The 12,962-nt window shown below is 73.4% G+C and carries 11 protein-coding genes and 2 pseudogenes; 7 read left to right on the forward strand and 6 right to left on the reverse strand.

Features of this window, described 5'->3' with window-relative positions; genetic code table 11:
* The first annotated feature begins 10 nt into the window (after positions 1-10).
* On the forward strand, positions 11-493 hold the full coding sequence (gene bfr, locus OHA72_RS05155; RefSeq protein WP_327006692.1) for a bacterioferritin: 483 nt from the start codon (positions 11-13) through the stop codon (positions 491-493).
* On the opposite strand, the gene OHA72_RS05160 is transcribed toward bfr, so the two are convergent.
* The gene (locus OHA72_RS05160; protein WP_327006693.1) at positions 468-1,079 is read right to left on the reverse strand and encodes an HD domain-containing protein; all 612 of its coding nucleotides are present in this window, start codon (positions 1,077-1,079) and stop codon (positions 468-470) included. The genes bfr and OHA72_RS05160 overlap by 26 nt on opposite strands.
* Positions 1,063-4,230, reverse strand: coding sequence for a diguanylate cyclase (locus OHA72_RS05165; RefSeq protein ID WP_327006694.1), 3,168 nt, complete (start codon positions 4,228-4,230; stop codon positions 1,063-1,065). The genes OHA72_RS05160 and OHA72_RS05165 overlap by 17 nt, the downstream gene beginning before the upstream one ends.
* A gap of 294 nt (positions 4,231-4,524) precedes the next feature.
* On the opposite strand from OHA72_RS05165, the pseudogene OHA72_RS64535 reads away from it, so the two are divergent.
* A pseudogene (locus OHA72_RS64535) lies at positions 4,525-4,647 on the forward strand (hypothetical protein); the annotation flags it as partial.
* A gap of 73 nt (positions 4,648-4,720) precedes the next feature.
* Positions 4,721-5,371 carry a S8 family serine peptidase gene (locus OHA72_RS05175; protein ID WP_327006696.1) on the forward strand — a complete coding sequence of 217 codons (651 nt, stop codon included), beginning with the start codon at positions 4,721-4,723 and terminating at the stop codon, positions 5,369-5,371.
* 62 nt (positions 5,372-5,433) lie between these two features.
* Here the strand turns inward: OHA72_RS05175 and OHA72_RS05180 are convergent, their stop codons facing one another.
* Both OHA72_RS05180 and OHA72_RS05185 read right to left on the reverse strand, forming a co-directional pair.
* Positions 5,434-5,691: a hypothetical protein gene (locus tag OHA72_RS05180; protein WP_327006697.1), complete on the reverse strand. Its 258-nt coding sequence runs from the start codon at positions 5,689-5,691 to the stop codon at positions 5,434-5,436.
* Positions 5,692-5,745: 54 nt separating this feature from the next.
* Positions 5,746-7,593 (reverse strand): glycerol-3-phosphate dehydrogenase/oxidase, encoded by a 1,848-nt coding sequence (locus OHA72_RS05185; protein ID WP_327006698.1) that lies wholly within the window; start codon positions 7,591-7,593, stop codon positions 5,746-5,748.
* Between the two features lie 66 nt (positions 7,594-7,659).
* On the opposite strand from OHA72_RS05185, the gene OHA72_RS05190 reads away from it, so the two are divergent.
* Entirely contained in the window at positions 7,660-8,109 is a 450-nt protein-coding gene (locus OHA72_RS05190; RefSeq protein WP_327006699.1) for an SRPBCC family protein, read from the forward strand.
* On the opposite strand, the gene OHA72_RS05195 is transcribed toward OHA72_RS05190, so the two are convergent.
* Positions 8,094-9,689, reverse strand: coding sequence for a phytoene desaturase family protein (locus tag OHA72_RS05195; protein ID WP_327006700.1), 1,596 nt, complete (start codon positions 9,687-9,689; stop codon positions 8,094-8,096). The two genes, OHA72_RS05190 and OHA72_RS05195, sit on opposite strands and share 16 nt — an antisense overlap.
* A 62-nt stretch (positions 9,690-9,751) precedes the next feature.
* On the opposite strand from OHA72_RS05195, the gene OHA72_RS05200 reads away from it, so the two are divergent.
* From OHA72_RS05200 to OHA72_RS05210, 3 genes are all read left to right on the forward strand, one after another.
* The gene (locus tag OHA72_RS05200; protein WP_327006701.1) at positions 9,752-10,852 is read left to right on the forward strand and encodes a hypothetical protein; all 1,101 of its coding nucleotides are present in this window, start codon (positions 9,752-9,754) and stop codon (positions 10,850-10,852) included.
* A complete protein-coding gene (locus tag OHA72_RS05205; RefSeq protein ID WP_327011471.1) occupies positions 10,779-12,035 on the forward strand; it encodes a S8 family serine peptidase in 1,257 nt (418 codons plus the stop codon). Before OHA72_RS05200 ends, OHA72_RS05205 begins: the two co-directional genes overlap by 74 nt.
* Positions 12,036-12,112: 77 nt before the next feature.
* Complete coding sequence (locus OHA72_RS05210) at positions 12,113-12,319, forward strand: hypothetical protein (RefSeq protein ID WP_327011988.1); 207 nt, start codon at positions 12,113-12,115, stop codon at positions 12,317-12,319.
* 22 nt (positions 12,320-12,341) lie between these two features.
* Here the strand turns inward: OHA72_RS05210 and OHA72_RS05215 are convergent.
* Positions 12,342-12,529: pseudogene (locus OHA72_RS05215) on the reverse strand (IS630 family transposase); the annotation flags it as partial.
* Positions 12,530-12,962 lie beyond the last annotated feature (433 nt).

Below are 12,962 nucleotides of genomic sequence, written 5' to 3' on the forward strand. Positions count from 1 at the left end.
CCCTGCCCACATGCAGGGGGATGCACGAGTCATTGAATTTCTCAACGAGCAACTGACCGCCGAGCTCACGGCGATCAACCAGTACTTCCTACACGCGAAGATGCAGGAGAACTGGGGATACACGATCCTGGCGAAACACACCCGGCACGAGTCGATCGACGAGATGAAGCACGCCGAGGTGCTGACCGACCGGATCCTGTTCCTGGAGGCTCTGCCCAACTACCAGCGCCTCTTCGCGCTGCGGATCGGCGAGACCGTCCCGGAGCAGTTCAAGTGCGACATGCAGGTCGAGGTCGAGGCCGTCGACCGGCTGCGCCGCGGCATCGAATACATGCGCTCGATCGGCGACGTGACCTCGGCGAACATCTTCGAGGAGATCCTCGCCGACGAGGAGCACCACGTCGACTACCTGGAGACGCAGCTCGCGCTCATCGAGAAGCTGGGTGAGCCGCTGTACCTGCAGAACGTCACGGAGCACCCAGAAGCGTCGTGATCTCGGCGCGCAGGTTGTCGTGAGCGCGGGCGGTCCACTCCGCCCGCGCCGGCACCGCCCGGAACAGGTCCGGATTCGCCAGGAACTGCCCGAGGATCTGGGCCCGCCCGGCGCGGAAGGCGTCCTCGGGCACGGCCGCATACTCCTCACGTACCGCCGCCGCATAACGGGCATAGTCGGCCGGCGGCGCGGCGAGAATCGCGAGGTCGGCGTCCGCGAGCAGGGCGCCGTTGCGATCACCGTCCTCGACCGTGTGGCCCGCCGTCAGGCGCACCAGCCGGACCACCTCGGCCACGCGATCCGCGTCGACGCCCAGATCCGTCAGGACGCTCGAGGCGAGCGCTGCGCTCTGCTCCTCGTTGTCCGGCGCGAACGGCTCGTAGACCGCGTCGTGGAACCACGCCGCCAGCCGCACCGCGTCAGCGTCGTCGGCAACCGCGGCGTGCGAATCGATCACGCGGAGCATGAATGCCAGGTGGTCCAGGGTGTGGTAGCGCCGGTGCGGCTCCGACCAGCGCTCGATCAGGGAAGCCCCGGCCGACGAGTCCGCGGGGAACAGGCGCTGCCATTCAGCCAACGACACCATAGAACGACTTTAGGGCCTCGACGATGTGCTCGATGCTCACCGCCCGGCCCGCGGCCCGGTCCCGCTGATGGTCCAGCAGCAGCGGCAGCGTCACCGAGCGCAACGTCTGCGCGTCCGGTGGCTCCGCGAGCCGGTGCCGGGCCCGCAGGTCGTCCGCCGCCCCGATCAGCCGCGCCGCGTGGGCCGGGTCGTCGGCCGCGACCAGCGCCGCGACCACGTCCAGGGAGATCGCCAGGTCCAGCCGGTCGCCGACCTCGTGCCGGGTGATCAGCGCGGTCACCAGCAGCCGCAGCGCCTCGACCCGGTCGCCCTCCAGCCGGGCGGCGAGACCGAGCTGGTGCTGGGCCATCGCGGCGCCGAACGCGTCGCCGATCTGCCGGCTGAGCGTGAGGCTCTCGTCGAGCGCCTCGCGGGCCGCGCCGACGTCGCCGCGGGCGAGCATGATCTGGCCGAGGCACTCCAGGGCGAGCTGGATGCCCCGGGTGTTGCCGGCGGCGCGCTCCAGCGCCAGGCATTCGGTGGCGTACCCCTCGGCCTCGGCGATCTCGCCCCGCGACAGTGCCACCTTGCTGAGGTTGCCCAGGGACGCGGCGACGCCCTGCGGCACGTCCAGCTCCCGCCAGATGGCCAGGCTGTGCCCGAAGTGCCCGGTCGCGGCCTCGTGGTCGCCGCCGCCGATCGCCGCGATCCCCATCGCGTTGTGCGCGTGGCCGACGGTCGCGCGGTCCCCGGCGGCCGTCGCCTTCCGCAGCGCCGACGCGCCGAAGCGCAGCGCCTCCTCGTGCTCGTCCTGGGTCGCGGCGAGGATCGCGGCGGCGTGCAGCAGCCGCGCCAGGGCGCCGTCCTCCAGCCCGGGCGCCGCCAGCAGCGTCGAGAGCCAGTCCCGCCCCTCGTTGATGTGGGCGCCGTTGCGCCAGTACCGCCACAGTCCCAGGCAGATGCGGGTCTTGGTGGCGACACCGGCGTGGGCGAAGGCGGCCCGGACGTTCTGGTAGTCCGTCTCGACCCGTCCGGTCCATTCGACCTGCTCCGGGCCGGACAGCCCGGCCGCCGACGCCTCCGCGAACGCCGCGTAGAAGTCCGCGTGCCGGTCGAGGGGCTCGACCGCGTCACCGAGCCGGTGCCGGGCGTAGGAGCGGATCGTCGACAGCAGCCGGTACCGGCCGTCGTCCTCGTCGCGGACCACCAGGTGCTTGTCGACCAGCCCGGACAGCCGCTTCACCAGCAGGTCGAGGTCGCCGCCGGGCAGGGTCACGGCGAGCGCGGCCGCCGCGGTCCAGCCGCCGGCGAACACCGACAGCTCCGTCAGCAGCCGCTGCTCCTCGGCGTCCAGCAGGACGAAGCTCCAGTCGATCGCCCCGCGCAGGGTCTGCTGCCGCGCCGGCAGGTCCCGCGGCCCCGCGCCGCCGAGCGAGTCGAGGTCCCGGTCGAGGTGCTCGGTGAGGTGGTTGAGCAGCTCGTCCGGGGTCCAGCGGTCGATGCGGGCGGCGGCCAGCTCGATCGCGAGCGGCAGGCCGTCGAGGCGGCGGCACAGCGCCGCGACCGGCAGCGCGGTGTCGATGGTGATCTCGAAGTCGGCGTCGACGGCGCGGGCCCGCTGCTCGAACAGCGTCACCGCGGGTGAGTCGGCGAGCGTCGGTACCTGGTACACCTGCTCGCCGTAGAGCGAGAGCCGCTCCCGGCTGGTGACCAGCGCCCGGACCCCCGGCGCCGCCGCGAGCAGGTCGCTGACCAGGGCGGCTCCGTCGTCGACGACCTGCTCGAAGTTGTCCAGCACCAGCAGCAGCTCGGACTCCTCGAGCTGGTCCAGCACGGTGTCGAACAGGTTCTGGTCGGGCAGTTCGCTGACGTGCAGCGCCCGGGCGAGGGCCGCCGTCATCAGTTCGGCGTCGGTGCTGTCGGCCAAGGGGACGAACACGGCGCCGCCGGGGAAGTCGTCGGCGAGCACGGTCGCGGCCGCCAGGGACAGCCGGGTCTTGCCGATGCCGCCCGGCCCGACCAGGGTGACCAGGCGCCCGTCGCGGACCAGCGCGGCGACCTTCGCGGTCTCCCGGTCCCTGCCGACGAGTTTCGTCATCGGTACCGGCAGCCTGCTGCGCCGCCGTTTCGCCTTCGGCGGCTTGACGGTCCACGTCCCGTCCGGCGAGCCGATCAGCTCGCCCTGCGCGCGCAGCCGGCCGAGCTCGGCCTCCGCCCGCGCCGGCAGCCCGCCGGAGCGCTCGACCAGCCGGTCGACCAGGGCGCCGCTGGGCTCGCCGGCCAGGGCGATGCGCAGCCAGATGCGCAGCGTCGCCGGCGACCACGGGGTCAGCTCGACGACGGCTTCCCGCAGCCCGGTCCGGCGCGGGTCGTCGTCCTGGAGGTTCGTGGTGGCGTAGACGATCGCGGCCGCGTCGCCGAGCTCCGGCAGCGGGTCGCCCACGTCGGCGAGCAGGATGCAGCCGGGAGCGCGGTCTGCCGCCAGTACCGCCGGAAAACCGCGCAAACGGGCGATCTGGGCGACTTCACGGAGAAACCGCGTGTGCCCGGCGCCGGGAGGGCCGGCGACGCGCAGGGCGGCGTGCCCCCCGGCTGCGACCCGGGTGAGGAACTCCTGCGTGGCGCTCAGCGCCGCGTCGCGCTCCCAGAGGCGCGAGGAGCCGGCCGCGGTGGACGCCTCGACGTCGTCGCCGACCGCCTGCCCGCGCCCGCGGCGCTTGGCGAGGTAGTTGCGGCGGTCCGCGACCGCGATCAGGGTCTCGCCATCGGTGCCGTCGACGGGGCTGGTCGCCACGCCGAGGCTGATCGACAGGTACAGCGGCGGCGTCCCGGCGAACTCCCGGGCGCGGATCTCGTCCGTCAGCCGGATCGCGAGGCGCAGCGCCTCGTCGGCCGCGGTGTTCGGCAGCAGCAGCACGAACTCGTCGCCGCCGTAGCGGAACAGCACGTCGTCGGTACGGATGAGCTCGGCGATCCGGTCGGCGAGCTGGCGCAGCAGCAGGTCGCCGCGGAGGTGGCCGAAGGCGTCGTTGACCGTCTTGAAATGGTCGACGTCGAACAGCAGCAGGCTGCACCCCGCGACGTCGTGCAGGGCGACGTCCAGCGCGGCACGCGAATGAGCACCGGTGACTGGATCCATCGTCACCGGTGCCGGACCGCCCTGCACGTTCATTGTCAACTTGATCGGCCTTGCGGGGGCGCCGCTGAGGTGTTCAGCAGCTTTTGACCGTCCGGTGTCCACCCGGTGGTGGTTCGTCGCCGCCGAAGATCTCGTTGCGTCGTCGGGACGTGACCATCCGTAAACGGTCCTGCATGTTTGGTGGGCCGGTACCGATCGGGCCGGACCCCAGGAAGGAGCACTGGTGGCAGCTCACAGGACTGTCGTCGCAGGTACGGCACCGACAGCACCCAGTCCACGTTCTACGACCCGCTGAACTTCGCCGTCGAGAACGCCTGGCGCAACGGCGTGGTCGTCGTCGCGGCCGGCGGCAACACCGGCACCGTCGCAACGCTCACCAACCCGGCCAACGACCCGTCCGTGCTGTCCGTCGGCTCCGCCTCGGTGAACAACACCGTCACCAGCTCCGACGACACCGCGTCGGCGTTCAACTCCCGCGGCACCGTGCGCAACCTGGACCTGCTCGCACCCCGGCGAGCAGATCGTGTCGCTGCGCGACCCGGGCTCCTACCTCGACCAGACCTACCCCGGCGCCCGCGTCGGCGACAGGTTCTTCCGCGGCAGCGGCAGCTCCCAGGCCGCGGCGGTCGCCGCCGGTGCCATCGCCCTGCTCCTGCAGAAGCGCCCCGCCCTCACCCCTGACCAGGTCAAGGCCCTGCTGAAGGGCACCGCGACGGCGCTGCCCGGCGGCGGCGGCGAGCTCAACCTCGCCGCCGCGGTCAAGGCCGCCACCCCGACCGCCGTCCAGGGCGCCGGCACGTCGGCGGGCGTCGGCTCGCTCGAGTCCGCCCGCGGCAGCAACCACGTCGTGCACGACAACCAGCAGCTGATCGGCGAGTTCGACATCTTCGGCGGGTTCAACGCGGCCGTCTGGGCGCAGGAGACCCGCAACCTCACCGCCTGGAACGGCGGCGTCTGGATGGGCCGCCGCATGGCCGGCGACGCCTGGACCGGCACCTCCTGGGCGTCGAAGACCTGGGCCCCGGCGACGTGGTCCGGGCAGAGCTGGGCCGACGAGGCCTGGTACGACGACACCTGGTCGGGCCACTACTGGTCCGGCGGGACCTGGTCCGGGCACTACTGGAGCGGCCACTACTGGAGCTCCAGCACCTGGTCCGCCAAGCGCTGGAAGTGAGCCTCGAGGGACCCGGCCGATCTTCAGCCGGGCCCCACGGCTCTTTCGGCGGTTTCCGGTGGTTACGGCATGCCGCCCGAGTCGCTGACGCTGCCGTAGTAGGTGTCGTTGCTGCCGTCGCTGGTCGTGCCGCGGCGGCCGCCCCGCCGCGCGGTGCGGCTCTGGATCGTCATCTGCCGGCCGGCGAGCCTGGCCCGGCTCAGCACCTCTTCCCGGCTCAGTTGCCGCGCGGCGGCCCGCCGGCGCCAGACCACTGTCCCGGCGGCCGCCACCAGCACGAACACGATCGCGATGCCCAGCGCCACGAGACGACCGTCCATGCCCCCACGGTAAGGGGCATCGGCAACGGGCCGCTGTCCGTGACGCGAACAGCGTTACGAGATGGACGTGCGGTCGGGCTGGAAGCCGCGCACGTCCGGCGCACCCAGGCGGGCGGCGTCGGCCGTCAGGTCGTCCGGCATCCGCTGCGACTCCTGCTCCGCCGCCACCCGCGCCAGGTAGTGATCGACCTCTCTGGACCTGGTCGCCGCGTCCCAGCCCAGCACCGCCCCCATGATCTGCGCCGTCTCGGCGGCCGAGGCGGCGCCACGGTGGTCGGTCTCGAACGAGATGCGGGTCCGGCGGGTCAGCACGTCCTCCAGGTGCAGGGCACCCTCGGCGAGGGCCGCGTACGCCACCTCCGCCGCCAGGTATTCCGGGGCGCCCGGCAGCGGCCGGCGCAGCGCGGGGTCGAGGGCCAGCACGTCGAAGGCGAGCGAGCCGTAGCGCTCCAGCAGGTGCTCCAGGACGCCGACCGAGATCCCGTGCCGGCGGGCCAGGTCGGCGCGGTTGGTCCACAGCGAGTGGTAGCCGTCGGCGCCGAGCAGCGGCAGGTCGGCGGTGCGGGAGGCGGGGACCAGGCCGCCGTGCCGGCGCAGGCCGCCGAGGCGGTGCGCGACGCGGTCGATGACGTCGGCCGCCATCACCCGGTACGTGGTGTACTTCCCGCCCGCGATCAGCATCAGTCCCAGCATCGGCTCGACGACGGCGTGGGTCCGCGACAGCGCGGAGGTCTGCTCGTCCCGGGTGTGCGGCTGCCGCTGGCGGGCCTCGCGGGACAGCAGGGGGCGCAGGCCGGCGTAGACGCCTTCGATGTCCTCGGTGGTCAGCGGCCGGTCGAGGACCTCGTTGACCTGCCCCAGCAGGTAGGAGATGTCGGTCGCCGACGCCGCCGGGTGCCCGCGGTCGAGGTGCCAGTCGGTGTCGGTGGTGCCGATGATCCAGTGCCCGCCCCACGGGATGACGAACAGCACGGAGGTCTGGGTGCGCAGGATCAGCCCGGCCTCGCCGGTGATCGCGGAGCGGGGCACCACCAGGTGGACGCCCTTGCTGGCACGCACCTGCATGCCTGCCGACTCGCGCGGGCCGCCGTTGGAGAGCAGCCCGGCGATGTCGTCCATCCACACGCCGGTGGCGGCCACGACGGTGCGGGCGTGGACCTCGAACTCCTCGCGGGACTCCAGGTCGCGCACGCGCACGCCGGTGACCTCGCGCGCGTCGCGGAGCAGCCCGACCGCGCGGGCGCTGGGCACGATCGCCGCGCCCAGGCTGGCGGCGGTGCGCGCGAGGGTGGCGACCAGGCGGGCGTCGTCGACCTGGCCGTCGAAGTACTGGATGGCGCCGCTGATCGCGTCCTCGCGCAGCGACGGGAAGCGCCGGTGGGTCTCGGTGCGCGACAGGTGCCGGTGCAGCGGCATCCCGCGGGGCGCGGACCCGCGCAGCTGGGCGGCGGTGGCGAACGCGTCGTACAGGCCGACGCCGGCGCCGTAGTAGGCCCGCTGCCACACGCGGTGCACGGCGCCGGTCAGCCCCCGGTGCGCGGGCAGCGGCACCAGGATCGGCACCGGCCGGACCAGGTGGGGCGCGAGGCGGGTGGCGAGCAGCCCGCGCTCCTGGAGGGCCTCGGCGACCAGGCCGAACTCGAGCTGCTCCAGGTACCGCAGGCCGCCGTGGATCAGCTTCGAGGACCGGCTGGAGGTCCCCGAGGCCAGGTCGCGGGCCTCGACGAGGGCGACGGACAGCCCGCGGGAGGCGGCGTCGAGGGCGGCACCGGCGCCGGTGACCCCGCCGCCGATGATCAGGACGTCGAAGCGCTCGCGGCGCAGCCTGGCGACGTCCTGCGCGCGGCGGTGCGGCGACAGGCGGCTGGCCTCGAATCGGGACGTGGAGGGTTCACGGCGCACCTCATCACCGTAGCCGCGGTCGTCACGAGTTTGTGTGGGATGAGGCGGTGGGGGAATCACACCAGCGTGTCCCTCACCGAACGTATCGTCAGCGCGCCCGCCGACCGGGTCTTCGCCGTCCTGGCCGACGGGTGGTCATACAGCGACTGGGTCGTCGGCACCGCGCACATCCGCGACGTCGACGCGTCGTGGCCCCGGCCGGGCTCGTGGCTGCACCACAAGGCCGGCCCATGGCCGATGTCGATCAAGGACCGCAGCGAGTCGCTGGAGTGCGAGCAGGGCAGGATGCTGCTGCTCAAGGTGCATCTGTGGCCGCTCGGTGCGGGCGAGGTGCGGTTCACGCTCGACGCGCTGGACGAGCAGGCGACCCGGGTGAGCATGCAGGAGCAGTTCACCGACGGGCCGCTCGTCGGGGTCCGCAACAGGATCGGCAACGTGCTGCTGCACTACCGCAACGAGGAGGCGTTGAGCCGCCTGGCCGACCTCGCGGAGCGCCGCGCTCAGTCTCCTTCGTAGAGGGCGCGCATCGCCTTTCCGACACCCGCCGCGTAGACGTCGCCGAGCAGCGGGCGGTGCCTGGCAATTGCCGCCCGGGCCGCGTTGGCACCGGCGGCGCCGTGCACGCCGCCACCCGGATGGGCACTGGAACTGGCCAGGAACAGCCGGTCGACGGGCGTGTCGGCGCGTCCGAGACCGGTCACCGGGCGCCAGAGCAGTTGCTGGTACGCCGCCGCCGTGCCCCCGTTGATCGCGCCGTCGACCAGGCTCGGGTTCTCCGCGACCAGCTCGGCGGGGCCGCTGACGTGCCGGCCGAGCACCAGGTCGTCGAAGCCCGGTGCGTGCCGGCGCATCGCATCCTCGACCCGGGCGACCTGGGTGCGCACCATCTCCGCGTCGACCTCGCCGGGTTTCGCGGGTCGTGGCAGGTGGGTGTACGCCCACAGCGTCTCGGTGCCGGCCGGCGAGCGGGTCGGGTCGGCCGTCGTCATCTGCCCGACGAGCAGGAACGGGTCCTGCGGCGCCCGGCCGGCGGCCAGGTCGGCGGCGTAGCGCTGCGGGTCCGCGCCGAGGTGGATCGTCCCCGCGCCGGCCACGTCGGGCGACAGCCACGGCGCCGGCGCGGACAGCGCCCAGTCGATCTTCAGCGTGGCGTTGTCCCATCGGAAACCCTCCAGGTCCCGCAGCAGCCGGGTCGGCAGGTGTTCTTTCAGGATCAGGCTCCGGTACAGGGTGGGCGCCGGCACATCGGCGAGCACCGCCCTGCGGGCGCGGAAGAGGCGGCCGTCGGCGCACCTGACGCCCAGGGCCCGCCCGCCGCCGACGATCACCCGGTCGACCATGGCGCGGGTGCGCACCGCGCCGTTCGGGGTGAACCGGCGGACCAGGGCGTCGGTGATCTGCTGCGCGCCGCCGACGGGCACCGGGAACCCGTACTGCTGGCCGAGCATGGCGAGCAGCCAGCCGAACCCGCCGCTGGCCGCGTCGTCGGGGGCCAGGTCGGTGTGCAGGGCCAGGCCGGTGAGCAGCAGCCGGGCGCCGTCGCCCTCGAAGAGCTCCTCGCCGAGGACCCTGGCCGGGATCAGGAACCTGCGGGCGAGGCGCAGCGCGTCGCCGAGCCCCGCGTGCGCGGCCAGCCGCACGCCGGCGCGGATCGGGGGGAACGGGGTGAGCAGCGACGGGAGGAGGTCCGCCGAGAGTCGGCGCCATTGGCCGTACACCTGCCGCCACCGTGAACCGTCGCCAGGTGCGAACCGCTCCAGTGACTCGGCCGTGAGATCCAGCTCACGGCTGAGCACCGCCGCGCGCCCGTCCGGGAACAGGTGCGCGACGACCTCGGGCGCGTGCGTCCACCGCAGCCCGTGCGCTTCGAGGTCGAGCGCGAGCAGCGGTGGCGACCCGGCGCCGAGCGGATAGAACGCGCTGCACAGGTCGCTGAGGAACCCGGGCGCGGTGATCTGCGCCGAGCGGACCGCGCCGCCGACGTGGTCCGTGCCCTCCAGGACGACGACGTCCCAGCCGGCGTCGGCGAGCATGTTGGCGGCGACCAGACCGTTGTGCCCGGCACCGATGACCACCGCGTCGACCGTCTCCGTCATGCCCCTCAGTTTGCCCCTCCAGCTCATCCGAAACTGTCACAGCCGGGTCGTAGAGTGCGGCCATGGTTCGATCACGGGGTTGGGCGCTGGGATTGACCATCGTCCTCGGCCTGTGGGCGGCGGCGATCACGGTCGCGGTCCACGGCGCGGGCTGGCTGGTCGGTGAGGGCCTGCTGGCACTGGGGTCCGACCTCCCACGGTGGGCCTGGGCGGTGCTCGGCTGGCTCGCCGCCGTCTTCGTCGCGGTGCCGGCGATCCTGCTCGGACGGCTGTCCTCCGTGCCGTTCGCGCGGGTGGCCGGCCTGCAGTGGTCGATCACCGCCCTGTTCGGCGGCCTGCTGGGCACCGCCCGTCTCATCCCGGACACCTATCACGAGGTCTATCTGGCGGTGCTCGCCCTGGCGGCGGCGCTCGCCGCGCTCGTGCACCGGGCCGTCCGGGGCCGGGCGGAGCGGTCCGACCGCTGGTTGCTGTGGCTGTCCCTGACCGTCGGGCTGGTCGCGCTGCTGCCGTGGCTGTGGGTCGGCGCGTTCGGCGGCCAGGTGGAGACGGTCCTGGCCGCGCTGGCCGCGGTGGCGGTGGCCTGGCTCGCGGCCCGCCCGGTCTCGGCGCTCATCGCGCTCGGCGCGACGGTGCGCAGCATGTGGGGCGGCACGGCGATCGGCGGCCTGACCGCGGGGGTCGGCCTGGTCACCCTGGTCGCCGGCGTCGGCGAGCCCGCGGTGCAGCTGTTCGCGCTGATCTCCGTGCCGCCACTGGCGTTCGCGCTGGCCGCGCTGGCTCGCCGGGGCCGCCCCGCGGTGCCGGCCTGCTGGCGCCCGCCCTGTTCGGCCCGCTCGCGCTGGTCGACCCGGACGGACGACGCTGCTGCTCGGCCTGCGCGACGTCGCGTTCTGGTCGTTGGTCGGCGCGGTGGCCGGCCTCGCCCTGGCGCTGCTGGCCGGCGCGGTCATCGTGCCCGCGACCGGCAGGCTCCGGTGGCGACCCAGGTTCGCGGCCCTGGCCGCCGTCGTCGTCGCGGCGGCCGGCACGGTCGTCTACACGACCCTGGGCCAGCCCGGCTTCCACGGCGAGCACCTCTTCGTGATCATGAAGGAGCAGGCCGACCTGGGCGGCCTGCGCGACGTGCCCGACCGCACCACCCGCATCCGCCAGACCTATGAGCGGCTGGTCGGCACCGCCGAGCGCTCCCAGGCGTCGCTGCGCAGCGCGCTGCGCGCCAAGGGCCTCGATTTCACACCCTTCTACCTGGTCAACGGCATCGAGGTGGACGCCGGCCCGCTCGCCCGGCAGTGGCTGGAGGGCCGCTCCGACGTCGACCGGGTCCTGCTCAACCCGCACCTGCGCCCGCTGCCCGTCACGCCGTCCCCGTCGCTCGACGACAGGTCCCCCGCTCCGGCCGAGCCGCCGTGGAATCTGACGCTCATCAAGGCCGACCAGGTCTGGTCCCAGTTCACCACCGGCCGCGGCATCGTCGTGGGCAGCTCCGACTCCGGCGTCGACGGCACCCACCCCGCCCTGCGGGCCTCGTTCCGCGGCGCCGACGACTCCTGGCTCGACCCGTTCGGCCACTCGGCCGTCCCCGTCGACACCAGCGGCCACGGCACCCACACCCTGGCCACCGCGGTCGGCGCCGGCGTCGGCGTCGCCCCCGGCGCGCAGTGGGTTGCCTGCGCCAACCTCCCCCGCAACCTGGGCAGCATGGCCAACTACCTCAGCTGCATGCAGTTCATGCTCGCGCCCTATCCCGCCGGCGCCGACCCCATGCACGCCGGCATGCCCCAGCGCGCGCCCCAGATCCTCACCAACTCCTGGGGCTGCCCCGCCGTCGAAGGCTGCGACACCCGCTCCCTGGAGCAGGCCGTCGACGTCTTCGCCGCCGCCGGCATCTTCTTCGTTGCCGCCGCCGGCAACACCGGCCCGTCCTGCGCCACCATCACCGACCCACCCGCCAACTACGCCGCCACCTTCACCGTCGGCGCCGTCACCAGGGCCTCGAAGGTCGCCTCCTTCTCCAGCCGCGGCCCCGCCCCCGGCAACCTCCCCAAACCCGACCTCATGGCCCCCGGCGCCGCCATCGTCTCCGCCCTGCCCGGCGGCGGCTACGGCGCCCTGAGCGGCACCTCCATGGCCACCCCCCACGTCGCGGGCGTCGTCGCCCTCATGTGGGCCGCCAACCCCGCCCTCATCGGCCACATCGACCAGACCCGCGACCTCCTCCTCCACACCACGCAGCCCGTCAACACCTCCACCTCACCCTGCGGCCCCCAGGACACCGCCGGCGCCGGCCTCGTCGACGCTTTGGCCGCCGTCACCGCCGCCACCGCCGCCCGCCCCACCCCCTGACCCACCCCGTTATCCCCCTACGTTTTGCGGGTTGATATTGGATGTGTGGCGGAGGGAAGTCGTCATAGCTTGTGCAGATGAGCGACCTGGGCCGTGGTCGGTGGCGGACGCGGCTTCGGCGGCACCTGCCGTGGTCCCTGATCGATCGAGGCGTTGCGGGCAAAGGGACGACCGACTGCGGCGATCATGAGTGGTACAACGCCGACGGCGTGGTCGAGCACTGCTACCACTGCACGGTTGGCCGGCGGCCGTACGATTCGGCGCATTTCGACACGACGGGCTGACCTCAAGCGGCCCGGGCCGGCATGGGTCGGCCCAGCGTTGTTGGCGTTCGCTGCGGATACGGGCGCGTTCGCGGCGTTGGCCGGCCAGGACGTCGAGGCGGCGGGCGTTGGCGTTGCGGCGACGTGAGTGGTCGTGCGGGTCGCGGGCCAGGACAGTGTCGTTGGGGTAGTTCGATTGGCCATGGCGAACCGGCGCAGCGGCCCGATCTCGTTGAACCGGTGGATCACGTCCCGCACGGTGTCCTCGTGCGCCGCGACCAAGCGAGCGCCCGCCGGCACCGGTGTCCCCGCCACTCCATATGCGGCCGACCTCCGGCTCATAGCCTCCGGCCGACGGCGCCTGCCCCGACCCTCGCACCCGATCGCAGCCGCCCGCCCCACCACACCACGTGCGGCTCGTCGCCCCTGCTCCCAACCTGCGCACCCGATTGCCCCCAGCGTCGCCGCGCCGCCCATGGCTTATCGCCCCTGATCGCTACTCACCACCGCGGCCACGACCGCCTCTGGGACCCAGAGTCTCCACTCCGACCACGACCACCCACTTCGCCTACGACCCCAATCCGCCACCGCGACCCGCGACTTCGCCCACGGCCGCTACCCGCCACCACCACCGCGACCACGACCCTCCGCCGACGGGACCACC

Source organism: Dactylosporangium sp. NBC_01737 (assembly GCF_035963215.1).
Taxonomy (GTDB): Bacteria; Actinomycetota; Actinomycetes; order Mycobacteriales; family Micromonosporaceae; genus Dactylosporangium.